Genomic DNA, 24,130 nt, shown 5'->3' with positions numbered 1-24,130 from the left:
TCCGGTGCGTTCCTGTCCTACATCATGTGTAAAGGCATGGGCCGCTCGTTTATCTCTGTTATCCTCGGCGGTTTCGGCGAGGGCGCGGGTCCGAAGCAGGAAGCCAAAGACTACGGCGAACACACCGAAATCAAGGCTCCCGAAGCCGCAGAGATTTTGAAGGGCGCCAAGTCCGTCATCATCACTCCCGGCTACGGCATGGCTACCGCCGGCGCGCAGTTCGCGGTCGCGGACTTGACCAAAAAGCTGCGTGAAGCGGGCGTGGAGGTTCGCTTCGGGATTCACCCGGTGGCGGGCCGTCTGCCCGGTCACATGAACGTGCTGTTGGCCGAGGCCAAGGTGCCTTACGACATCGTGCTCGAGATGGACGAGATTAACGACGACTTCCCGGACACGGACGTGGTCCTGGTCATCGGCGCGAACGACACCGTGAACCCTGACGCCTACGAGCCGGGTTCCCCGATTGCAGGGATGCCGGTGCTCCACGTCTGGGAGGCGGGGCGCGTGATCATCTTCAAGCGCTCGATGGCGACCGGTTACGCCGGGGTGCAAAACCCGCTGTTCTTCAACGAGAACTCGGACATGCTCTTCGGCGACGCCAAGGCCTCCGTGGAGGAAATCATCAAGAGCCTGTGAAGTTTTTGCCCAGCGGTTTCCCCTGCCTTCCGGCAGGGGAAACCTTTTTTTATCCCCGCAGAGTCGGGCCTGGTGCTGAGAAATTAGAACTGCTCCGAAACCCCAGTAATGAGAGCCGAACTACGCGTAGCATGGTTGTATATGTCGACTCGGTGAAAGCGGTAAAATGGCTGGTGAGACCGAAAACAGCAGGAAGACGCTGTTGATAATAATTATCCTGCTTTTAGTATTTCTTTTGGTGCTGGCAGGGGTTTTGATGTTCACTCTGCTCAGTAGTAACAAAGCGGCTCCTGTGGTCCTTCAAGCAAATGTTTATGTTGCGGAGAATGCGAATACCAAAAATTCTCATACGGGACGTGAGGGGGAACCGGCCGGGTATTTTCATTTGAAGTCTGTTAAGAATAATCGAGTGACGGTGTCAGGTGACGCACAGATAGGGGTCGATTCTGTAATTGTCGGAGGAATCAGTAAGGCTGCTCCACAGGGATTCTTGCGTAGGGTAACGGATGTTGAACGAAGTGGCAAAGACACAGTTTTGACGACTGTGCCCGCCGCGTTGGATGAGGCAATCAAAGAATGCGATGTGGTAGCGGAATACGCCCTGAGCTCTGATGGAAACTATGTTCCCTTGCAGCACAAGGGCGTGACGGCAAGTAGCTGGGGTTTTCTGGCGACCCCGGCTTTTGCTGATGATCGTTTGAAAAACTTGCTGGATCTAAAAAATGAGGAACAGACGCTGGAATTATCAGCGGGGCTAAAGATAGAAATTAGCTTAAAGATTGACAACAGTGGAACACATTTTAAGTTGGTTAATCATCTGCAGGGGAAGCTGACCTCTGAGTTCGTCGATTTTACGGCCAGTGAAAACCTCTTTCAGTCTGAGCAAACCAGGACACTAATGGTGGGTCCGGTCCCGGTGGTGTGGACGAATGAATTTAAGATTGATTTGGATGGTGAGGCTAAGGTTGAGGGATCGTTGAAACCGGCGGCGGTGACGGTCGATAAAAAGATTGGATTTCGGTATGACTCCGGTAAAGGCTTGAGTAAAATCAACGAGGATCACAGTAGCGCTCGGTTGATCGAACTTGTTGATTCACAGCGAGTTCTCGACTTTGAGCACAGTACCGAGTTGAAATTTGGGGACACTTTCACTCTGTATGATGTAGCTGGTCCGGCAATCAATCTCAGCCTGAAACTGGAACTCAACGGTGGTTTGCAGCAAGCCGTACCTGGCGCTAAAGAGGGTTCCACAGTTAAGTTTGGGGGTAAACAGTATCAGGGGTTTGTGCATTATAAGGTTAGTATTCCTATCAGTGGAGAGTTTATTTTACAAATTCCTGATTTCAATCCTTTCTCTGCTGAGGACTCTATTGAGTTAATCAATCAACCCCTGTTTGATACCGGGGATGCCTTGACGCTAATTGATTGGCAAGAGCCGGAATTGCCAAAAGATTTTATGAAAGACTTTGATTTATCCAATATTCGTCTTCCCTATGATAATAATCTAGGACTCGTGGATTCTCCGGGCCCGATTAGATACAATCCCGCATGCCATTGGGTCGTAAATTGGGATAAACCAACGGTGCTGCAACCCATGCCAAAGTCACCCAACGAGTGCTGGAAGGTCGTTGAAAATGGTATCAGTACAGAGAAATGGTCTGTATACGGGACGAGCAATCCTTTCATTACCGCCGAGATTAGTGCTCCCACTTACGCGGATTTCAACGGTGATGGATTCCTGGACGTAGCATTTCGCGGAATGGCAGAGATACCGAAAATCAGCGGGGAAGGAGTGACCTACTTACTAATCGCAAATGTGGCGCAACCCGATCAACCCTTTGCCGTATCTGTGGATCGTTCAATGCAGTTAAATGCGACGCACCAAACTTTTTATAAAGGCGGATTGTTCACGCTCGAGACGGTTGCCATCGATAGCCCCGAACCGGATATTATAGACGCATCCAACTTTAGGTTCGTGGCCCAACCCAATTCCATCAGGATTGAGCCGACCCAAACCCGCGGCAAGGAAGTACTGGCACGCTTCGAATAACGCTTTTCTTCCAAGTTCATAGTTCAGCTTCTGTACGCGAGAGCCGTAGCGGCCAGCGTATCATGGGGTTGTGCTATGCAGCACTCTCTTGACCTTAAAGGCAACGATAGGTTGTCTCTCGATGCTCTGGAAGGTGACTCGGCACGTATCGGGGATTTAGATGACATTCTGACCCCTGATTCCGGTTCTCACCTACGACACTGAGACAGGACAGTACGGTTCAATCTGAGCAAACGGCTCCTGGGCAGTCCGAGCTGTTGATTCAGCGTCCGCTGCACTGCGACGACCGCAGGCGGGGTCGCTAGCCGAAAATAACCGGCCAAGTCGGCATACACCAGGTCACTTGGTTCAGGGCTTTATCGAGTTGGGTGCGGCTTTCAACGTACTTCGGGTTCTGTGCCGGGGGTGTGCCCTCTTCCAGGAGACGTTGTGCGGCCTCCAAGTCCGTGTACTCCGGGATTTCGCCGGATATCAACTGTGGTTCTATCTTTACAATCCGGTGCAGATTGTCCAACGCCTCGTTCGCGGCTTTATCAGTTCCGGCAGCCGCGGCAAATTCTTCATAGTGCTTGGGAAGAATCTGCAAGAACTGCGCCCATTCGGGAGCTGCATTGACAGTTCCCGAATTCGGGTCGGTCTGCCCAGATTGAATCTGAGCTACTCGTTGCGTGAACGTTTTTCCTTGGGGGGTCTGCTCCAGAAGGTCGCTCAACACCGCATCCATGGCAGCGCACCCTTGAGAGCCGGCCTTCACCGGTGGCAGCTTGGTGTTGGGTCCCGCCGAAGATTTTACTGTCGGACCAGCCGGGCTCGGCTCACCGTCCCCGGCGGAATGTGACCGCCACAGCCACCCTCCTGCCACTAGTGCCAAAGCCAATATGGAAACGATTAGAATCACGAAGCCGCTAGTGCGGTTAACCCTAAATGACACTGAATCACCTGCCTTGCCTAAGGTTTATCCTGCGGAGCGCCCGACTAAGTAGCCAGAGGGCGAACCACATAAGGAGCGATACTGCGCCAGTTATAGAGGGCTCGTTGTCTGGCGTAGCCAAAGGTGGATTCAATAATTTGGTTTGATCCCAGATATATCGCGACGTGATAGATACCGCCGCGCCCCTGCCAAAATACCAGGTCACCGGGAATTCTGTAGGCGAATGGAAGTTTCTGTAAACCGGGGTGTGCGTAAAGTTGTTTGGAGCTGCGATAGGTGGGTGCCGCGTGGGCGATGACATTGATCGGCTGCGGGTCAATGCCAGCAGCATACAGGGCTTGCAAAGCCAACCCTGAACAATCGTATCCATCTCCGTAACTGCCGGCTCCACCCCAGGTGTAGGGGCTGCCAACCTGACTACGAGCAAAGGAAAGCATGGCGTTCACTCGCTGGTCACGGTTTGCTGTTAGCGGTAGCGGTTGCATTTGGAAATTATCCATATCCCAAGGGCGTGCGGTCAGCCTGACCCAGGTTCCATAGTCCACCACGCCCGACGCGGGCAACCCGCTGCGACGTTGAAAACGCACCACTGCGTTCCTGGTCGCGCGATCAAAAGTCATACTGGCATTTAGCGGAACGCCAACTCCCAGGCGAGCACGGACTTCCCGCACTTTGGTTCCATTCCACCCCGATTGGGGCACCACGGTACCAGGCGGGGGAGCAATTTTGTCCACAGCCTGCAGATAGTAGCCCGGAGCGACCCATCCCCGCACGATGGGTCGTGTCTGTGGGCAGGGCTTAGCGGGGTTTTGTGCATACTCATTTGCAGCGTTGAGGACCTCCGGGGTGACAGTGCTGTCGCCGCCCAGAGCGATGACTTTCTTGATAGCGCTGGTGCGGATATGCTCGCACACCGCATAAGGCAGCCAATCCGGTTCGGTCAACAGAACGCTGCCGTCATCGAGACGACCTCCCGCTGCCACGCTGTCGGCTAAAACCAAACCATTGGTCAGGTAGGCAATTTGTACCTCGGGATGGTCTTTCATGACCTGTTTGGAAACTTCCACCGCGGTCGCGTAACGATGCGGACCTGCCAGATATCTGGTGGGTTTATAGGACCCCAACTGGTTGGATCCGAGTTGGACGATTTCCTTGGCTCCCAGATGAGAAATAACATCCAGGGTGTCCGCAGAGAGCCCGTCTTGGCGCGAACCGAAGAGAATCGGACCGTTACGCAGAGACGCGCCGGTAAGGGCATCTGGACCAATGACGCCTTGTGAACCCGTGCCATCGGTAACGTAAACGATGCTCGAGCCGTCCGGGAAAGCGTATTTAGCGATTTTGTTAGCGGTTTCAAAGCGGTCCGCTCCCGCTATCCGTTCCAGCTCGGTCGGCTCAGACACTTTGGCCTGCTCCAGGACTTCTTCTGGAATCGACCCGGTGCCGCCCAGCGCGATAACTTTCTCGGGCTTGATTTCCTGCAGATAGGCTTTGACGGCATCGTGTAAGTGGTGGCTGGCAGTAAGAACGACGGGACCATCCTGAAGCGAACCGGCCGCCATCGCATCAGCGAGTTTCCACCCTTCTGCTAGATAGACAGTCTTTGGGGGTGTGATAAAGGTATAGCGGGCGATGGTGACGGCTGTCTCAAACCTGCTGACCCCCGCAACTCGGGACAAATCAGGGCGTCCCGCGGGCGTCGCCCCAGCAAGGGTGGGAACCAAGTTGGGGGCACCGGCGGAAACTGGGCTGTCCGGTGAAATCTGGCTACCAGGCGGAACCGGGGAATCTAAGTCGGGAACTCCCGCGTTACTGGGAGTGTTTCGCGGTAATCCGTGGGCATCGGGATTGGGGGCGGGGCTTGCAAACTCTCCCGCTGCGGGTGCTCCGGTTTGGGGCGGGTCGGTCAGGTTCTCGTCGGCTTGAGCTGGTACCGTGGCAGCGAGCAAACTGGCTGTGACGGCGATGCCAGCGAAGCTGCTAATTACCGCACGTGGCGTGTGTGTGAAGCGAAGCAAAATACATCACCTATCTCATCAAACCAAACAAAATCTGCAATATTGCAGCACAAATTGTAGTTGAAATTGGTGATAAATTGCTAGGAATTTCGGGGAAAACGGGAAAATAGGTGTCTTCGTATGGACGGATAGGGGTAGCAGGGGCAATGTGGTTTCGGGTTTTGCTTTCAGCCGCAGCTCGGGTGCAGTCCGACAGGGAATCCTGAGGTTGGGCAAGCCGAAATCCAGAGGCGGGGTTTCGGGGATAAAAACGCGACGGTGACGACGCCTTGCGTCGCCACCGTGCGAAATATGGAGCTTGTAGACTCAGAGCACGCCGTGATGTTTAGAGGCGGCATGGAAGCGATTTTCTACCTCCGTCCAATTCACTACATTCCACCAGGCCTTGACATAGTCAGCCTTGACGTTCAAGTAGTCCAAGTAAAAAGCGTGCTCCCACATATCCAGCATGAGCAGCGGAATCTGGGCAATCGGAATGTTCGACTGCTGGTCGAACAGCTGGAAGATGACCGGGCGACCCGCCACGCTGTCCCAAGCCAATACCGCCCAGCCGGAGCCTTGCAGTCCGGTCGCAGCCGCGGTGAAGTGCTTTTGGAAGGCTTCAAAAGAGCCGAAGTATTCATCAATCGCGGCAGCGAGTTCACCGCTGGGGCGATCCGGGGTCTCGTTGGCGGGACCCATCATCTTCCAAAAGGCAGAGTGGTTCGCGTGACCACCCAGGTTGAAAGCGAGGTCCTTTTCGAGCTGGTTAATCGTGGCAAAGTTGCCGGTAGCGCGGGCTTCTTCGAGCTTTTCCAAAGCCGTGTTCGCGCCGTTCACATAGTTGGCGTGGTGCTTGTCGTGGTGCAGCTGCATAATTTTGCCGGAGATGTGCGGCTCGAGAGCAGCGTAGTCGTAGGGGAGTTCGGGGAGGGTGTAAACCGCCATGTTTTGTTCCTAACTGTTGCAGTCAGATCCGGATTGACCCGACGGCTCGATTCTATCCGAGCGTACGCGGGCTGTCTGCGGAGTATCGCCTAGAGCAAAATCCCGTCCGCTAAATTTTTCGCCCGGCGGGGAAATATGTAGAATAGTAGGCGCTGCTTTTTGCAGAATAACCAAATACCTGGAGGATTCGCCTAGTGGCCTATGGCGCACGCTTGGAAAGCGTGTTGGGTGCAAGCCCTCGGGGGTTCGAATCCCCCATCCTCCGCTGGTGGTGATGTCCGGCCTGTGCCGGGCATCATTTTCATTTGCACAAGGTCGGTGCAGCCCCATGACGGGCAGCAGTTTTCGTGGGGAATCTGTTGCCTCATTGCGTCCCCCACCCCACAATGATGAAAAACAAACATATAACGCAATAGCACTGTCTGAAGGGGCGCATATTTTGATTGAAACCCCCTTGCCGGTGACGACATTTATGTGGCACAATAATTGTGTGGAAGTGTTCGAATCAGCTCTTAAACACGGGGTTGACCCGGAAGATGCGCTCTATGTGGTGCAGCACGCTCTACGAAGTTTCCTGATGAGGGAAGACCCGAGGAAAGTGCTGTACCTGGGCTTTTCTTCCAGTGGGCAAGCCTTGGAAGTTGTGACTGCTGAGACAGAGCTTTTCGGCGAAGCTTTGATTCATTCGATGCCTATGCGCAAGAGGTATCAAAAACTGATGGAAGGAGGACGAGATGAGTGACATACAGGTAAGGAAATTTGGCGAACTTTCCCCGGAGGAAGCGGAAATGCTGGAGTGTGACGTAGCTGAGGCTGAACGTGGTTACAGCATGGCGCAGCTTGATGCGGGTGAAAAGCGGATGCGTGGTCGTCCTCTAAGTGTGGGAGATAGCCCGGCTGTCAAGGTGTTGCGGGTGCGTATCGACAAGGAACGTGATGCAAAACTTAGTAAATATATGAGTGAGAACCACCTGACCCAGAGTGCTGCGGTGCGCGATTTACTGGATAAGGCACTGGCAGAAGTCTAAGGACACCTCTAAGCAGCGGCCCCACGCCTAGTCAAATAGAACCGCGCAAACGCCGGCGCAAATCCGGAGATACTCGGTTGGTTGCGGATAACTAGTGGGATTTGGGCTGTAGCTGCCAATAATGGCAGCTGCAGCCCAAATCCCACCTTATAACTACGCGCACCCCGAAACTCACCAACAAACCGCCGGCCAAATCGCCAGGGGGCACGGCTCCGAACGCCCGATTTCCAAAAAAATCCTAAATAAAACCTATTTAAACGCTCCGGTATGCCATATATGGCATACCGACCCATTTAAACAGGTTTAACGCACTATCGGCACGAACCAGAGCCGGATCAGAGCTGAATCAAAGCCGCACCAAAGTCAGACCAAAGGTAAAAGATGGGTATGTTTTTAGTTATATTTAGGTTTTGCCTGTAAACTAGCCTCGTGCCACAAAAGTGGTATTACCCAAAAGTTCAGCGATGGCGCTGACGGCGCCAAGCTGAGGATATCTTTGGAGGCTAACCTCGTGAAGAAACAACTAACTGCCATCGCTGCTGCGGCAGCCCTGGCATTGACGATGACTGCTTGCGGCTCTGGCTCGGACGGCGGCAGTGCTGGTGGCAAAACTGATCCCAACGCGGTAATCGTTGGTAATAATTCCGAGCCCCAAAACCCGCTGGTTCCCGCTAACACTAATGAGACCGGCGGTGGCTTGATTCTGGATCACATTTTTGCTGGTCTGGAATACTACGATGCCAAAGGCAACCCTCAGATGGAAGTTGCTGAATCTATCAAGTCTGACGACAACCAGAACTGGACCATCAAGATTAAGGGCGATACCAAGTTCTCGGACGGTACTCCGGTGACTTCCAAGTCCTTCGTGGATGCCTGGAATCAGTCTGTAAAGCAAAACATGCTCAACGCCAGCTTCTTTGAGTCCATCCAGGGCTACGACGAAGCCCTGAAGGCTGCGGAAGCCGCCACCAAGGCGGATCCGAACGGCGCTGGCACCGTGGACATGACCGGCCTGAAGGTAGTGGACGACACCACGTTCACAGTGGCTTTGAGCCAGCCGGAATCTGACTTCCCGCTGCGTTTAGGATACTCGGCGTTCTACCCGCTGCCGGAGGCTGGTATCGGCGACCCGGCCAAGGTCAAGGCCTACGGCAAAAACCCCATCAGCAACGGCCCTTACCTGGTGAAAAAGGACTCCTGGAAGCACAATGAACAAATTGAGCTAATCCCGAACCCGGACTACAAGGGTGACCGCACACCAAAGAACGGCGGGGTGACCTTCAAGTTCTACTCCACCCAGGACGCGGCATACAACGACTTGCAGTCGGGCGCTTTGGACGTGTTGGATGCCATTCCGGACTCGGCGTTCGGAACCTACCAGGATGAGTTGGGCGACCGCTCGGTCAACGAACCTTCCGCTATCTTCCAATCCTTCACCTTCCCGAAGTCTGATGCTCGTTTCCAGGGCGAAGCCGGAGCCTTGCGTATGCAGGCTATCTCGATGTCGATTAACCGTGAAGAGATTTGCAAGACCATCTTCCAGGGTACCCGTACCCCCGCCATCGACTTCATTGCGCCGGTTATCCCCGGTCACAACGATTCGCTGAAGGGCAACGAGGTCCTGAAGTTCAACCCGAAGAAGGCCAAGGAACTGTGGAAGCAGGCTGATGCGATGCAGCCGTGGACCGGCGATATTGAGCTAGCTTACAACTCTGATGGTGGCCACCAGGCATGGGTTGACGCGACGGTGAACTCCATTAAGAACAATCTGGGCATTGAAGCCAAGGGTGATCCTTCCCCGGACTTCAAGTCCATTCGTGACAAAGTTACCAAGCGCACCATCAAGACGGCGTTCCGTACCGGTTGGCAGGCGGACTACCCCTCGCCTTACAACTTCCTCGGCCCGCTCTATGGCACCGGTGGTTCTTCCAATGACGGCGATTACTCCAACCCTGATTTCGACAATCTGCTCAAACAGGCTCTGAATACCACTGATCAAAAGGAAGCCTTTAAGATTTACAATCAGGCTCAGGAAATCCTGATGAAGGAATTGCCGACGATTCCGCTGTGGTACTCCAACGTCAACGGCGGTTGGGCAGAAGGCGTGCAGGGTGTCCAGTTCGACTGGCACTCCAAGCCGCTGTACTTCGACATCACCAAGTAATTTGGCGATAATTTGAGCTTGACTTGACGTGTCGAAAGACCGCCAAGAAAGCCTGAAAATTGAACGACTGCGGCCTGGGTGGGAAATATCACTCCCAGGCCGCAGTTACGTTTTCACTACCTTATCGAGGTAGAATCATTGGGTTATTTCGATTTTGACAAGGAGGCGCCGTGGGACGATATCTCGGCCGCAGGCTCCTGCAGATTATTCCAGTGATGCTGGGCGCGACGCTGCTCATCTACGCGCTGGTGTTCCTGATGCCAGGCGATCCGATTCAAGCCCTGGGCGGTGATCGTGGTTTGAGCGAGGCCGCCGCTGCCGCCATGCGCCGGCGTTACCATCTGGATCAGCCATTCATCATTCAATATCTGCTCTATTTGAAAGGCATCTTTACCCTAGACTTCGGGCTGACATTTTCGGGGCGCGAAGTCACCGAAGTTATGGCTTCGGCTTTCCCCGTGACGATTAAGCTGGCTTTCATGGCCTTGGCGTTCGAAGCATTCTTTGGGATTGTGTTCGGGACGATCGCGGGTCTGAAGCGCGGGGGTATTTTTGATGCCACGGTTTTGGTAGTTTCACTGTTCGTCATTGCCGTGCCGACCTTCGTCATTGGTTTTGTGATGCAGTTCCTCATAGGGGTGAAACTAGGGTGGCTACCCACTACCGTTGGGGCAAACACATCCTTCGAAAGGCTGCTGATGCCTGCCATCGTGTTGGGGGCGGTGTCCTTCGCGTATGTGCTGCGTTTGACCCGCCAGTCCGTGTCCGAGACCGTGTCGGCGGACCATGTGCGTACCGCTTATGCCAAGGGTCTGCGTCCCGGACGAGTTATTCGGGTACACATCCTGCGTAACTCACTGATTCCGGTTGCGACCTTCCTGGGCGCTGACCTGGGGGCGCTGATGGGCGGAGCCATCGTGACCGAAGGCATTTTTGCCATCAACGGGGTGGGTGGCAATATTTACCAAGCCATTATCAAAGGCGAACCTGCCACAGTCGTATCCTTTACCACCGTACTGGTGATGGTCTACATCTTGGCGAACCTCATCGTCGACCTGATGTACGCCCTCCTGGACCCGCGGATTCGTTACGAGTAAAGGAGGGGGAACATGGCAAACGAAAACGAGAACACCGTGGAAACGAAAAACTTGCCCGGACAGTCCCACTACGTTTCGGAAATCGACGAAACCGGTTTGGGAGCGGTAGATGCCGTAGCCGACGACCGCGCTCCTTCCTCCATGTGGGGTGAGGCGTGGAAGTACCTGCGCAAACGTCCCCTGTTTTGGGTGGCGGCTGCCATTATCTTGTTCGCTGTGATGCTGGCGGCTTTTCCCAGCCTATTCACCAGCGTGGATCCGAAGTTTTGCGAGCTAAAGAACTCTTACGGTCAACCCAGTGCCGGACACCCGTTCGGGTTTGACCGGCAGGGTTGCGACATTATGGCGCGTACCGTTTACGGGGCGCGTGCCTCAGTGATTGTGGGAATCTTAACCACTGTGGTTGTGGTACTCATAGGCGGCACGTTCGGAACCTTGGCGGGTTTCTTTGGCGGCTGGTTGGACACAATCCTCTCCCGCATCACCGACATTATTTTCGCGGTACCATTCCTACTAGCAGCCATCGTGGTGATGCAGATGTTCAAGGAAAACCGCACCATCTTTACGGTAGTTTTGGTGTTGGCGGTGTTCGGGTGGCCGCAAATCGCGCGTATTACCCGCGGGGCCGTGATGCAGACCAAGAACGAAGAATTCGTCAACGCCGCCAAGGCTTTGGGTGAAAACAAGGCTCGCATCATCCTGCGCCACATCGTGCCTAACGCGACCGCTCCGATGATTGTTTACGCCACCGTGGCGCTAGGGACGTTCATTGTGTCAGAAGCGACGCTGTCCTTCCTGGGTGTGGGTCTGCCTTCCGATGTGGTTAGCTGGGGCGGGGATATTTCTCGCGCTCAGTCCGCGTTGCGTCAAAACCCGTCAGTCCTGTTCTATCCGGCTGGAGCGCTGGCTATGACCGTTTTGAGTTTCATCATGATGGGTGATGTGGTCCGCGATGCTCTCGATCCGAAAGCGAGGAAGTAACGTTGAGTGACAGTGCAAAGAACCTCAGCGAGGCCGCTGCCGAAGCCTCGGGGATGCCGGTATTAACTCAGGAACTGGAAGGTACTGACCAGCCGGCTACCGCCGCCGAAATGGAAGCGACCAAGGATGAACTGATTCTGGGTTCGGCATCTTACGCGGCCGTGAAAGCGGGCTCGACCGTGCCCTTGCTGGAAGTCATCGATTTGGAAGTCGCCTTCCGGTCCTCGACTGGCATGGTTCCTGCCGTGCGCAAAGCCAATTTCTGTGTCTATCCCGGTCAGACCATCGCTATTGTGGGCGAGTCCGGGTCCGGTAAGTCTACAGCGGCCTCCGCCATCATCGGGTTGCTTCCCGGTACGGGCAAGGTCGTGGGCGGCAAGATTTTGTTCCAAGGCCACGACATCACCAGTTTGGGTCGGCGCCAATACGTTGACCTGCGCGGTTCGCATGTCGGCATGGTACCCCAAGACCCCATGTCAAACCTGAACCCGGTGTGGAAAATCGGTTTCCAGGTGCGCGAAGCGCTCCGGGCTAACGGTAAAGCCAAAGGTCGCGAGAACGACCGGGTGGTGGAACTGCTGGAGGAAGCGGGACTTCCGGACGCGAAACGACGCGCAAAACAGTTCCCGCACGAATTTTCCGGCGGGATGCGCCAACGTGCTCTCATCGCGATTGGCTTGGCTGCCGATCCGCGGCTGTTGATTGCCGATGAGCCGACTTCCGCCTTGGATGTTACGGTGCAGCGGCGTATCCTCGATCACCTGCAGAATCAGACCCACGAGCGCGGCACCTCGGTACTGTTCATCACGCACGACTTGGGCCTGGCAGCCGAACGGGCTTCGCACCTGGTCGTCATGCACCGGGGGCGCGTGGTGGAATCAGGTCTGGCTCTGGACATCTTGAAACAGCCGCAGCACCCCTACACGAAGCGTCTGGTCAGTGCTGCGCCGTCCTTGGCTTCGCACCGTATCCAAGCGGCCAAGCAACGCGGCGAAGTCTCTGATGAGCTGCTGACTTTCGGAGCCAGCCTGGATGAATACAAGGAAGAAATTATCCGGGTCGAAAACCTGACCAAGATTTTCGACGTGCGCGGGGCAAAAGGCGCGGCCAAGAAGCTCAAGGCAGTCGACGATGTGTCCTTTGGCCTGCGCAAAGGCACGACCTTGGCGCTGGTGGGCGAATCCGGTTCCGGGAAATCCACGGTGGCGAACATCATCTTAAACCTGCTGGACCCGACTTCGGGCAAGGTCTATTACGAAGGTACCGACCTGTCGACCCTGAACAAACGCGAACTGTTTGATATGCGCGCGAAAATGCAGGTTGTTTTCCAAAACCCCTACGGCTCGCTCGATCCTATGTTCAGCGTTTACCGCTGTATTGAGGAACCGCTGTTGGTACATCGGAAGGGTGACCGGAAGGCTCGTGAGGAGCGTGTGGCTCAGCTGTTGGACGCGGTAGCCCTGCCGCGTTCGGCGATGCGCCGCTACCCCGGAGAGCTGTCCGGCGGTCAGCGTCAGCGCGTCGCGATTGCGCGCGCCCTGGCGCTGCATCCCGAAATTATCGTTTTGGACGAGGCCGTTTCCGCCCTGGATGTGCTGGTGCAGGAACAGATTTTGCAGCTGTTGGCTGAGATTCAGCACCGGGAACACATTAGTTACCTGTTCATCACGCATGACTTGGCGGTGGTGCGTCAGATGGCTGATGACGTGGTGGTGATGCAGGAGGGCCGGGTCATGGAAACCGGTTTGACTGACGAAATCTTTGATCACCCGACCCAGGCTTACACCAGAGATTTGATTGACGCGATTCCCGGCGCCAAGATTCCGTTGTTCACCGGCGAGTAAGCGGCGTTACAATAGGACGTTGTTTTAGGAAAACCGGTAACTACAGAAAAGGGTTTATGGCACAGCGTCAAGATATCCGAAATGTCGCCATCGTCGCGCACGTCGACCACGGGAAAACGACCCTGGTCGACGCCATGTTGAAACAGGCTCACGCCGAGGGACTCCGGGCGGACGGCCCGGAACGGGTCATGGATTCGGGTGACCTGGAGCGCGAAAAAGGCATCACTATCCTGGCTAAAAACACGGCGGTCAAGTATTCCGGTCCGGCAGCTGTGGATAGCGGATGTCCCCAGGGCGTCACCATTAACGTGGTGGATACCCCCGGTCACGCCGATTTTGGCGGGGAGGTCGAGCGCGGTCTGTCGATGGTAGACGGGGTGGTGCTGTTGGTGGACGCGTCAGAAGGTCCCCTGCCCCAGACTCGTTTCGTGTTGCGCAAGGCCTTGGCGGCGCGACTGCCGGTCGTGTTGGTTATTAATAAGGTTGACCGCCCCGATGCGCGTATCGACGAAGTCGTTTCCGAAGCGACCGACCTGTTGCTGACGCTGGCCACTGACTTGGAAGCCAGCGGGGAACTCGGTGAGGAAGGTTTGGACCTGGACCAGCTGCTGGATCTGCCGATTATCTATGCTTCGGCCAAGGTCGGGGCGGCCTCCCTGACAAATCCTGGCAACGGCAACGTCCCTGACGGCGACCTGGAGTGCCTGTTTGAGGCCATTTTGCAGCATATTCCGGGACCCACCTATGATCCGGAAGCCCCCCTGCAGGCGCACGTCACGAACCTCGATGCCTCTCAATTTCTGGGCCGCCTAGCACTGCTGCGGATTCACAACGGAACCATCCGGCAAGGTCAGACAGTTGGCTGGGCTCGCCAGGATGGCATGGTGGAAACCGTTAAGATTACCCAGCTGCTGGCCACGCACGGTTTGGAACGGGTCCCCGCCGAGTCGGCAAAGTACGGGGATATTGTGGCGGTGGCCGGCATCGAGGACATCACCATCGGGGAATCCCTGGTTGATGTGGACGACCCGCGTCCCCTGCCGCTGATTCGGGTGGACGAACCGGCAATTTCCATGACGATTGGTATCAACACTTCCCCGTTTGCCGGGCGGGTGAAAGACGCAAAAGTTACCGCTCGCCAGGTCAAAGACCGTTTGGAGCGAGAACTGGTGGGTAACGTGTCCTTGCGAATTGTGGATATTGGGCGCCCGGACGCCTGGGAAGTGCAGGGCCGTGGCGAGTTGGCTCTGGCAATCTTGGTCGAACAGATGCGCCGGGAAGGCTACGAAGTAACCGCCGGAAAACCGCAGGTCGTGACGAAAACAGAAAATGGCAAGCTGATGGAGCCGATGGAGACCCTGACCGTGGACGTCCCGGAGGAACACTTGGGAACGGTGACGCAGCTGCTGGCCGCGCGCAAAGGTCAGATGAACACGATGACCAACCACGGAACCGGCTGGGTGCGTCTGGAATTTACCGTGCCGAGCCGCGGTTTGATTGGTTTTCGGACGCGGTTTTTGACCGAGACGCGCGGTACCGGGATTGCCTCCTCGGTCAGCTCCGGGTGGGCGCCGTGGCAAGGCGACATCGAGGGGCGCGCGACCGGCTCGCTCATCGCGGACCGCGCTGGGAAAGCCAGTCCTTACGCCATGATTAAACTGCAGGAGCGCGGCAACTTCATCATTCAGCCCGGCTCGCAGGTCTACGAGGGCCAGGTCGTGGGAGAGAACCCGCGCGGCGAGGACATGATTGTCAACGTTACCAAGGAAAAACAGCAGACCAATATGCGTTCCTCCACCCAGGACGCTTTTGAAGGCCTGACCCCGCCGATGAACTTTACCTTAGAGGAAAGCCTGGAATTCGCCGGAAATGATGAATGCGTCGAGGTAACTCCCGAAGCCGTGCGGATTCGTAAGGTAATCTTAGATACGGAAACGCGCTACAAAGATGCGGCGCGTCGCCGCCGCGAGCAGTAACTCGGCGGAAAAACCAAGAGCGGATACCGCGGGGAGATTCGATGGGTAAACCAGACGTGAATAACGGTGCGGGGCCGGGTGCCTCCCCCAAGGGGCCGCGTCCTGCCACGCCTCGCCCCGTTTCCCGCCCCGCAAAGCCGGCAGGAAAAGCGCCGGACGGGGTGCGAGCTGCTAACGCCGCCGAAATGTTCCCCGGTTTTGCACAAGACAAGAAACGTAGCGGCAAGGTTCCGGTGGCCATCGGCGTGGTTATTGGAGTTTTGGCCTTGGCCTACGTCGGGTTGGCACTAGCTGTGTCGGGCAGTATGCCGCGAGGGTCGTCTTTTGCGGGGGTTTCTGTTGGTGGGATGACCCCCGATGCCGCCATTAAAAAGCTGGATTCCGAGTTGGGGGACAAGCTGAAGCAACCTTTCCCGGTGAAACTGGGCGCCAAGACAGCGAACATTGATCCGGCTGTGGCGGGGCTGCAGCCCGATTTCGCCTCTTCCGTGCATGAGGTCGCCGATTTCTCCTTGAATCCGGTGAAGATTATCGCTCATCTCGGGGGTGCCGGAGCGCTGGACTTGAAATCGAAAATTGATGAGAAAGCGCTGGACAAAGCCGTTTCTGCAGCGGCCGCGGATTTAAAGTCCCCGCCGCAGGAAGCTGGTTTTAATTGCCAGGCGGGTCAGCTAAAACCGGTCAAGCCCGGTCCGGGGCGGGACCTGGACCTGAAAGCCGCCACCGCCCTGCTGCAAACCTCGTGGTGGAAGCAAGGAGACCCCCTGAAACTTCCCGGCAAATCTAGTGCGCCGAAGTCGACCCAGGCGCATCTGGACGCGGCCACTAAAGGCGAGGCAAAAATCCTGATGAGCGCCCCGGTGAAGCTCAACGTGGGCGGGCAAAGCCTGGACATTCCCACCGCGGAACTGTGTCAGGCCGTAACTTGGTCCCTGCGCGATGATGAACTGAAGGCCAGTTTAGACGGAGAGAAACTAAAGAAGTTCACCTTGGAAAACACCAAAGGCTTAGAAACCGAGCCGGTTAACGCTAGTTTCAGCTTTGCGTCCGGATCCCCGCAGGTGGTGGCGTCTCAGGACGGGACAAAACTTGATCCGAAAAAATTGGCCGACCGCGTAACCTTGGGAGCGACTTCGGAGGAAAACCGTGAAGTGAGCGTGGATTTGACCCCGATTCCTCCGGAGTTTAGCACCGATGATGCGAATAAAGCCGGGGTGACAGAGATTATTGGCGAGTTCGCCACCCCGCTGACTCCTGATGGCATCAGGACTGCTAACCTGACCAAAGCCGCCCAAATTTTGACGGGGAAAGTTTACTTGCCGAATAAGGACTTTTCCTTAGAGCGAGACTTAGGTCCGATTACGGCCGAGAATGGATGGCATTACTCCGGGGTTTTTGAAAACGGCGTGCACACCCAAGCCCTCGGCGGTGGCTTGTCGCAGATGTGCGTCACGACCCTGAATGCGGCTTGGTTCGCGGGTATGGATTTGATTGAGTTCAATCCTCACGGAGTTTACTTCACCAGGTACCCGGCCGGGCGGGAGTGTACCTTGTGGACCGGTTCCCTGGATTTGAAGTGGAAGAACCCGAACCCGACTCCTGTTGTGCTGCAAGGGTGGACTGGCAGAGGCCAGTTGCATATGCGTATCTGGGGCACCAAGTATTACACCGTGGAGTCAACGCAAAGTTCCCGGACGAACTATGTACAGCCCAAGACTACTGTCAACAATTGGTCCAAGTGTGTGCCCTCCGGCGCAGGTCAGCCCGGTTTTACTATCAGCAACACGCGGACCCGCTACCTGAACGGCAAAAAGGTAGATTCCAAAACTTACACTCACACCTACGCGCCGGATAATGCGGTAGTGTGCGCGAAGGATTTAGCCGCTCAACAAGCTAGTGAAGACGCAGCCCCGCCCCAAGACACAGACGACTAGCCGACAGGTAAACCTGATGACAGGGATAGGATAGATTTTATGACTTACGTGATAGCTCAACCTTGTGTAGATGTGAAAGATAAGGCTTGCGTTGACGAGTGCCCGGTGGACTGCATTTATGAAGGTGAACGCACCCTGTACATCAACCCGCTGGAGTGTGTGGATTGCGGAGCTTGCGAGCCGGTGTGTCCGCCCCAGGCAATCTATTATGAAGACGACTTGCCCGCGCCGTGGACGGACTTCTTGCGGGCTAACCGGGACTTTTTCGCTGACTTCGATAACCCGACTCCCGGAGGGGCCTCGGTAGTGGGCAAGGTCGACAAGGACGACCCGATGGTCGCCGCGCTGCCTCCCCAGGGTTGATTTTTCCACCAACAGGTGTGATTTACCGAACTGACTGAACGCCCCTCGACGTGCGGGACGCCGTAAAGTGAAGCGGCGCCCTGGTGATTTCCATATAAATTATTGACGGCAAAACTATTGGACGAAACACGGGTAGGGGAGTACTATAGTTCTAAGGACTTAAGTCCCAAAGCTCCCCAGCCTGGCAATGCTGCCGGACCAGCTCTTATATGAAAATCGAAATAATCGAGGAGGAATCTCATGGGTGAGAATAACGGAGAGTACTTTATTCAATCTGACCAGAAACGATTGGATACCCCTTTTCACCAAGCCACGCAAGGCAACAGCGGTCTTGAGATCAACAAACTGTTGAGTAGCACTGGCAATGTCACTTTGGACTACGGTTTTGGCAACACCGCCAACTGTGAATCCAAGGTCACATACATTGACGGTGCCAAAGGGGTGCTGCGTTACCGCGGCTACCCGATTGAGGAACTGGCTCGCGAATCCAGTTTCGTGGAAGTCGCCTACCTCTTGATTTATGGCGACCTGCCCGACGCGAAGTCCCTGGAAACTTTCACCCATAAAATCAAGCGCAACCGCCTGTTGCCCGAGGACTTTAAGGCGTTCTTTACGGCATTCCCCTCCAACGGCCACCCCATGTCAATCCTCCAGGCGGGCGTTGCCGGTCTGGCGACCTACTACGAGGACACTTTGAATCCCCTCGACCCCGAACAGCTCGAAGAGGCCACGATTCAGCTGTTGGCCAAGCTTTCCGTCATGGTCGCGACCATCGCGAAGCGTGCCGCCGGCCTGCCCCAGCTTTACCCGGATGCGTCTCGTGAGCTGACCGAGGACTTTATCCGGATGTGTTTCGGGCTGCCCTACCAGTCCTTCGATATCGATCCGGCGATGGTTCGCGCTTTGGACCGCCTGTTCATTCTGCACGCCGACCACGAACAGAACTGCTCGACCTCGACGGTGCGTTTCGTGGGCTCCTCTCATGCGAACCTTTACACTTCGGTCGCTTCCGGTGTGGGCGCGTTGGCCGGTCCGCTGCACGGCGGGGCTAATGAGGCAGTGCTGCGGATGCTGATTCAGCTGCGGGACACGGATATGTCGGTTAAGACTTTCGTCGAAAAGGTTAAGAACAAGGAAGACGGCATCAAGCTGATGGGCTTTGGCCACCGCGTGTACAAGGCTTACGACCCGCGCGCCGCCCTGGTGAAAGAATCCGCCCACGAAGTCTTGAGCCGTTTGGGCAAGGCCGACAAGCTGCTGGACTTGGCGCTGGAGCTGGAGGGCATCGCGCTGAGCGATGACTACTTCGTTTCCCGTAACCTCTACCCGAACGTGGACTTTTACACTGGCTTGATTTACCGCGCGATGGGCTTCCCGATGAAGATGTTTACCCCGTTGTTCGCGGTGGGTCGTCTGCCGGGCTGGATTGCCCAGTATCGCGAAATGGTTGCCGATCCGGCCACCAAGATTGCTCGCCCGCGTCAGGTTTACATCGGACACACCGAGCGCCACTACGAGAACCTGCGTTCCCGTTCTGCCAGGTAAGCGGCTTTTTGCGTCTCCCTGTCCGGCCTGTTGACCGGCGGCGCGTAATGCGCTCTGGCGCAGGCTGCGGGCGAGACAAGGGCCTTGATAACTAGAGAGAGAAGGAAAAACATGGTTAAGAAAGTTTGGGGTGTCGGTCTGACGGCCGAAACTGAGAGCGGAAAGTCGCTGGACACTTGGTACCCTTACATTTTTGAGGGCGACGTGGACGAGGCGAAAGCAAAAGAGCTGACCGCGAAGCTGGCGCACCTGGAGGGCAAGGACGATGCCCGCCTCATTATCAACAAGGTCATTACCGTGACCGCCGATTTGGAGGACGATGTCCAGAGCGCTCCTGATGGGTACTTGCGTTTGCACGCCCTGTCGTGGCGGATGGTGAAACCCAACACGTTGAGTTTGGAAGGTTTGTTCGACAAGTTGAACTTGGTGGCGTGGACCAGCCGCGGAGCTTGTGACTACGAAAACTTTGAGGAAACCCGTCTGCGCCTGATGACCAAGTACGGCATCGGTGCCAACATCCGTTGTGTGGATCGGATTCCCCGAATGACCACCTACGTGACCCCGGACGGGGTACGGATTGCCAATACCGAAAATGTGCGGTTGGGGGCTTACCTGCATCCGGGCACCGAGATTGGCTATACCGGATTCGTGAACTACAACGCAGGGACCCTCGGAGCGGCCCGGATTGAGGGGCGGCTGTCGCAGGGCGTGACGGTGGACGAAGGCACGACTTTGGCTGGCGGCGCTTCTACCGCGGGTACTTTGGCGGTGGGAATTCACAAGCGCGTGTCCCTGGGTAAGAACTGCCACATGGGGGCGAACTCCGGTCTGGCGATTCCGCTGGGAGACGACTGCGTTGTTGAAGGCGGTTTGTACTTGAACAGCGACACCAAGGTTTACTACATGCCTTCCGGCGGTGTTATGCCTGGTGACACCGGGTTCTTTATCGAGCCAAAGACGATGTTGGCCGAGGAGCTGGCGGGGGTCTCCCACGCTGTGTTCCGCCGCAACTCGCAGACGGGTCGCGTCGAGGCCGTGTCTCGCGGTGGTACGGCCATCGAGTTCTCAGACTGAGAATCCGCCAGTTTGGCGCTGTTTTGGGATTAATGCTTTTTGGGGCTGGCGTGCGCCAGCCCCAAAAAGTTTATTAAGTTTAGGAACAGTTTATTCAGTTGGGTGTGCTGCCTGGTTTAGAACGTTTTACCGGCAGAACATCTGGGTTGCGTAGGACGAATTCGGCCCGTCGAACCATACCCCGATACCGGTGGTGGTGAAACGGGATTCCATCAGGTTACGGAAGTGCCCTGGCGAGTGAATCCAGTTGGTGACGTGCTTGGCGCCGCCCTGGCCAGCGGGGAAGAAGCCCATGTGCCAGTCGATGTTTTCACCTATCATGCGGCAAGGATGGCCAAAGATAGAGTTGATGCCGTTTGGAGCTCCATCGGAATGCTCGAAGTCGCCGGTTTCAGCCATATGTTTTGACCAAGCGCGAGCCAGGGCGTCCATGGTGGGGTTGCGAGTCAGGGGAGCGATACCGTCCTGGGCGCGTCGAGCATTAATCCCGGCGTGGATATCCGCCTCCTCTTGGGCGGCGGCTTGCTCCATGGACCCGGCCGCGTTACCAGGATTCTTTGGTTGCTGCGGTTGCTCTGGTTGAGCGGGCTGAGCCGGCGGAGTGAACTGAGTACCGCTGGCAATCATCTGCATGACCTGCGGATTCCAGATGCTGCCACCCAAGAAAATGGGGGAAGCCGCGTTATTATGCACGTAACCGGCGGCGATATTTATCCCGGAGTTCGGCGAGATAGAGGACAGGATGATGGGGCCGTCCTGCAGCGCTCCCCCGGAAACAGAATCAGCCAGCACGTCACCACGGGCCACGTAGAAGGTTCCCTTGTGACCGGGGAAAGCGTGGTTGGCAATAGCCAGGGAGGTGGCGTAGCGGTTCTCTCCCTGCAGACGGTCAGTGGCTATCCCCTGGGAAACTTCGCCAAGCACCGCGGCAGACACGGCCCCCGGACCGCCCAAGGCGATGACCTTGTGGACTCCAAGCGCTTTAATGGCATTGGCGGCGAAAGCATTATTTCCGTTGGGATTGACCAAAATGACCGGACCGTCTGTGAGAACCCCACCAGCTACCGCATCGGGGGAACCGTCCCCAGCACCATTGGCGATATAAGCCACTGTTGCGCCCCCTGGGAAGGCGGCCGCGGCAATCTTTGCTGAGGTTTCATAGCGGGTGGCTCCGAAGATTCGGGCGGTAGGCTTATCCCCAGCCACTTGGGTCAAGGCTGAATCGGAAACCACGCCCGGCCCGCCCAAGGCAATGACTTTGCCGCTGACTTTCAAGCCAGCTACATATTGGGTGGCGGCATCATTGTTGCCGTTTGGGTTGACCAGAACAATCGGGCCGCCTGGCAGGGATCCCGCTGAGAGAGCATCGGCTAAAACATCGCCGCGTGCCAGGTAAACATTTTCCGCTGAGCTGGGATAAACGTGGCGTGAAATCGCCACGGAGGTTTCGTAGCGATTAGTGCCCGCGAGCTGGTTGTAGTCCGCAGCATTGGCAGCGGCGCAGGTGATGGTAGACGCGCCCGTCAAAGCAAGGGCACAAACCGCGACAATGAAATGTTTTCGGTTCATATCAGGTCCTTTCGGTAGTCAAGGTGTATTTATTGTGACATACCAGGCGTGCGAAAAGTTCCGTTTCGAGGTCATCAGATTTCGCGGCCTTCTGGCGAGGCCGGGGCGTGGCGCAGTGCCAGGCTCATCGCTTCGCGCAGGTTTGCAGCGGGTTCGATCTTGAATCCCCGCGGAGCTTTCAGGCCCCCGGCGGCGGCGGTCGGCACAATAGCTCCGGTGAATCCTAGCCGGGCTGCTTCCGCCACCCGGCGAGATGCCGCAGTGCAGGAACGGATTTCTCCGGTCAGTGAGACTTCCCCAAAAGCTACCAGACCAGGGTCGATGACCTGACCTGTTACGGCTGAGGCCGCCGCGAGCGCAACTGCCAAGTCCACTGCCGGTTCGACCGCTCTGGCTCCGCCCACTGTGGAGACGTAAGCGTCCAAAGTACCGAAAGGCAGTTTCAGCCGAGCTTGCAGGACGGCCAGCATCATGGCGGTGCGTGAATAATCCAGACCGGAAACCGTGCGCCGCGGTGAACCGCCCGCAATGGGGGTGGCCAGGGCTTCTATCTCTATGGGTAGGGCACGCCGGCCTTCCAGCGACATGGTGACGCAGGCTCCGGGCACCGGCTCGGCCGTTTTGCTGAGGAACAGGCCGCTGGGGTCCTCGATGCCTTCGATGCCGGATTCCACCATTTGAAAGAAACCGACCGCGTCCGTAGGGCCGTAGCGGTTTTTCACCGCGCGCAACAGCCGCAGTTCCCCAGTTCGTTCGCCCTCGAACTGGCACACCACGTCCACCAGGTGTTCCAGGGTACGCGGGCCGGCCACCGCCCCGTCCTTCGTAACATGCCCCACCAAGATGAGTGCCATGTGACGACTTTTTGCCGCGTCAATGAGCCGGGCTGCGACTTCGCGAACCTGGGCCGGCCCGCCGATGGAGGTGTCCATAGTGGGATCGGTCAGGGTCTGAATGGAGTCGATGATGGTTAAATCCGGGCTGATTGTCTCGATTTGAGCCAAGGCCTGCGAGACTTGGGTTTCAGCTGCCAGATAGAGGTTTTCCGCTACTCCACCGATACGTTTTGCGCGGGACAGCACCGCTTCGGCGGTTTCCTCGCCGGTGAGGTACAGGACAGTTTTGCCCTCAGTATCCGCAGCGGCGAGGGTAGGCGAATCGGGGGAAACCAAGCGTAGCCCGGATTTTTTCTCACTGGCACCGGGGGAGTGCGGGGCCGCGCCTTGGGCAATCCGGGCGGCGACCTCTAACAGCAGCGTTGACTTCCCGATTCCCGGTTCACCGGCCAGCAAGATGACCGCTCCGGGGACAATACCGCCGCTGAGGACTCGGTCGAATTCGCCCACTCCGGTCGGCAGGCGCACCGCCCGTTCGGTGGAGTACTGGCCAATAGGTTTGGCCGGGGACGCCGGGCGCCCGTATCCGCCGGAACTGCGCACCGCGGTTCCGCCACCCCCGCGGGCGGAACTTTTCGACAGGACCACGTTTTCTTCCAGGGTGCCCCACTGGCCGCAGCCACGGCATTGACCAGCCCATTTGGGCCATTCCTCCCCGCAGTTGGAGCACACGTAAACCGTTTTTTCTTTCGCCATGACTCCATCGTCTCACAACCCCCGAATGCGAAAAATCGCGAGTTTGAAACCCGACTGCTGCGCGATAAATCCCTGAACCGGGGTTGTTTTGCACGAATGACCGATTTCACTCTGCTCAGTGCCGGCTCTGCAAAATTAGAATCGCACCTACCTGCAGGTTGAGAAAAAACCGGGTCAGCAAAAACCCGGATTGTGGGTTGAAATCGGTCGTTGGCGCAACTACACCAAAAACCAAGGGGGTTTCACTCCCAAACATGGCATCCGGAGCATAGACGCCGGATTTCGGGCGGGAGAATCGGAGGCTACTTGCTGGGTTGCGGATATAGGGTGGGATTTGGGTCGTAGCTGCCATTATTGGCAGCTACGACCCTATTTTCACCTTTAATCCACGCACATCCCGA

19 protein-coding genes and 1 tRNA gene are annotated in these 24,130 nt (G+C 56.5%); 15 read left to right on the top strand and 5 right to left on the bottom strand.

Going from position 1 to position 24,130, the window contains the following annotated elements; translation table 11 throughout:
- From Q0X47_RS05115 to Q0X47_RS05105, 3 genes are all read left to right on the top strand, one after another.
- On the top strand, positions 1-636 hold a 636-nt coding region (locus Q0X47_RS05115), incomplete at its 5' end, for an NAD(P)(+) transhydrogenase (Re/Si-specific) subunit beta (protein ID WP_297723572.1).
- 166 nt (positions 637-802) lie between these two features.
- The gene (locus Q0X47_RS05110; RefSeq protein ID WP_297723570.1) at positions 803-2,686 is read left to right on the top strand and encodes a hypothetical protein; all 1,884 of its coding nucleotides are present in this window, start codon (positions 803-805) and stop codon (positions 2,684-2,686) included.
- 75 nt (positions 2,687-2,761) lie between these two features.
- On the top strand, positions 2,762-2,890 hold the full coding sequence (locus tag Q0X47_RS05105) for a hypothetical protein (protein ID WP_297723568.1): 129 nt from the start codon (positions 2,762-2,764) through the stop codon (positions 2,888-2,890).
- Positions 2,891-2,987: 97 nt separating this feature from the next.
- On the opposite strand, the gene Q0X47_RS05100 is transcribed toward Q0X47_RS05105, so the two are convergent.
- From Q0X47_RS05100 to Q0X47_RS05090, 3 genes are all read right to left on the bottom strand, one after another.
- Positions 2,988-3,584: a hypothetical protein gene (locus Q0X47_RS05100; RefSeq protein ID WP_297723566.1), complete on the bottom strand. Its 597-nt coding sequence runs from the start codon at positions 3,582-3,584 to the stop codon at positions 2,988-2,990.
- A 77-nt stretch (positions 3,585-3,661) separates the two neighbouring features.
- On the bottom strand, positions 3,662-5,635 hold the full coding sequence (locus Q0X47_RS05095) for a cell wall-binding repeat-containing protein (protein ID WP_297723564.1): 1,974 nt from the start codon (positions 5,633-5,635) through the stop codon (positions 3,662-3,664).
- Between the two features lie 306 nt (positions 5,636-5,941).
- Entirely contained in the window at positions 5,942-6,562 is a 621-nt protein-coding gene (locus tag Q0X47_RS05090; RefSeq protein WP_297723561.1) for a superoxide dismutase, read from the bottom strand.
- A 180-nt stretch (positions 6,563-6,742) separates the two neighbouring features.
- On the opposite strand from Q0X47_RS05090, the gene Q0X47_RS05085 reads away from it, so the two are divergent.
- From Q0X47_RS05085 to Q0X47_RS05030, 12 genes are all read left to right on the top strand, one after another.
- Positions 6,743-6,827, top strand: a tRNA-Ser gene (locus tag Q0X47_RS05085).
- Positions 6,828-6,890: 63 nt separating this feature from the next.
- Positions 6,891-7,304: a hypothetical protein gene (locus Q0X47_RS05080; RefSeq protein ID WP_297723559.1), complete on the top strand. Its 414-nt coding sequence runs from the start codon at positions 6,891-6,893 to the stop codon at positions 7,302-7,304.
- Positions 7,297-7,590 carry a hypothetical protein gene (locus Q0X47_RS05075; RefSeq protein WP_297723557.1) on the top strand — a complete coding sequence of 98 codons (294 nt, stop codon included), beginning with the start codon at positions 7,297-7,299 and terminating at the stop codon, positions 7,588-7,590. Before Q0X47_RS05080 ends, Q0X47_RS05075 begins: the two co-directional genes overlap by 8 nt.
- Positions 7,591-8,152: 562 nt before the next feature.
- The gene (locus tag Q0X47_RS05070; RefSeq protein ID WP_297723574.1) at positions 8,153-9,754 is read left to right on the top strand and encodes an ABC transporter substrate-binding protein; all 1,602 of its coding nucleotides are present in this window, start codon (positions 8,153-8,155) and stop codon (positions 9,752-9,754) included.
- Between the two features lie 170 nt (positions 9,755-9,924).
- Entirely contained in the window at positions 9,925-10,851 is a 927-nt protein-coding gene (locus Q0X47_RS05065) for an ABC transporter permease (protein ID WP_297723555.1), read from the top strand.
- A gap of 12 nt (positions 10,852-10,863) precedes the next feature.
- Entirely contained in the window at positions 10,864-11,832 is a 969-nt protein-coding gene (locus Q0X47_RS05060) for an ABC transporter permease (protein ID WP_297723553.1), read from the top strand.
- A 2-nt stretch (positions 11,833-11,834) separates the two neighbouring features.
- Positions 11,835-13,676, top strand: a complete 1,842-nt coding sequence (locus tag Q0X47_RS05055) for an ABC transporter ATP-binding protein (protein WP_297723551.1) — start codon at positions 11,835-11,837, stop codon at positions 13,674-13,676.
- 56 nt (positions 13,677-13,732) lie between these two features.
- Entirely contained in the window at positions 13,733-15,652 is a 1,920-nt protein-coding gene (typA, locus tag Q0X47_RS05050; protein ID WP_297723549.1) for a translational GTPase TypA, read from the top strand.
- A gap of 41 nt (positions 15,653-15,693) precedes the next feature.
- Positions 15,694-17,586 (top strand): VanW family protein, encoded by a 1,893-nt coding sequence (locus tag Q0X47_RS05045; RefSeq protein WP_297723547.1) that lies wholly within the window; start codon positions 15,694-15,696, stop codon positions 17,584-17,586.
- Positions 17,587-17,625: 39 nt separating this feature from the next.
- Positions 17,626-17,949: a ferredoxin gene (fdxA, locus tag Q0X47_RS05040; RefSeq protein WP_282920975.1), complete on the top strand. Its 324-nt coding sequence runs from the start codon at positions 17,626-17,628 to the stop codon at positions 17,947-17,949.
- A 240-nt stretch (positions 17,950-18,189) separates the two neighbouring features.
- Positions 18,190-19,494 carry a citrate synthase gene (locus Q0X47_RS05035; RefSeq protein ID WP_297723545.1) on the top strand — a complete coding sequence of 435 codons (1,305 nt, stop codon included), beginning with the start codon at positions 18,190-18,192 and terminating at the stop codon, positions 19,492-19,494.
- A 111-nt stretch (positions 19,495-19,605) separates the two neighbouring features.
- Positions 19,606-20,568, top strand: a complete 963-nt coding sequence (locus tag Q0X47_RS05030) for a DapH/DapD/GlmU-related protein (RefSeq protein WP_297723543.1) — start codon at positions 19,606-19,608, stop codon at positions 20,566-20,568.
- A gap of 126 nt (positions 20,569-20,694) precedes the next feature.
- On the opposite strand, the gene Q0X47_RS05025 is transcribed toward Q0X47_RS05030, so the two are convergent.
- Both Q0X47_RS05025 and Q0X47_RS05020 read right to left on the bottom strand, forming a co-directional pair.
- Positions 20,695-22,137: a cell wall-binding repeat-containing protein gene (locus Q0X47_RS05025; RefSeq protein WP_297723541.1), complete on the bottom strand. Its 1,443-nt coding sequence runs from the start codon at positions 22,135-22,137 to the stop codon at positions 20,695-20,697.
- A 74-nt stretch (positions 22,138-22,211) separates the two neighbouring features.
- Positions 22,212-23,729, bottom strand: a complete 1,518-nt coding sequence (locus tag Q0X47_RS05020; protein WP_297723539.1) for a DNA repair protein RadA — start codon at positions 23,727-23,729, stop codon at positions 22,212-22,214.
- Between the last annotated feature and the right edge of the window lie 401 nt (positions 23,730-24,130).

The organism is uncultured Mobiluncus sp., assembly GCF_947254095.1.
In the GTDB taxonomy this organism is placed as follows: domain Bacteria; phylum Actinomycetota; class Actinomycetes; order Actinomycetales; family Actinomycetaceae; genus Mobiluncus.
Note: the sequence above shows the minus strand (reverse complement) of the source record. Positions and strands in the feature narration are given on the sequence as shown.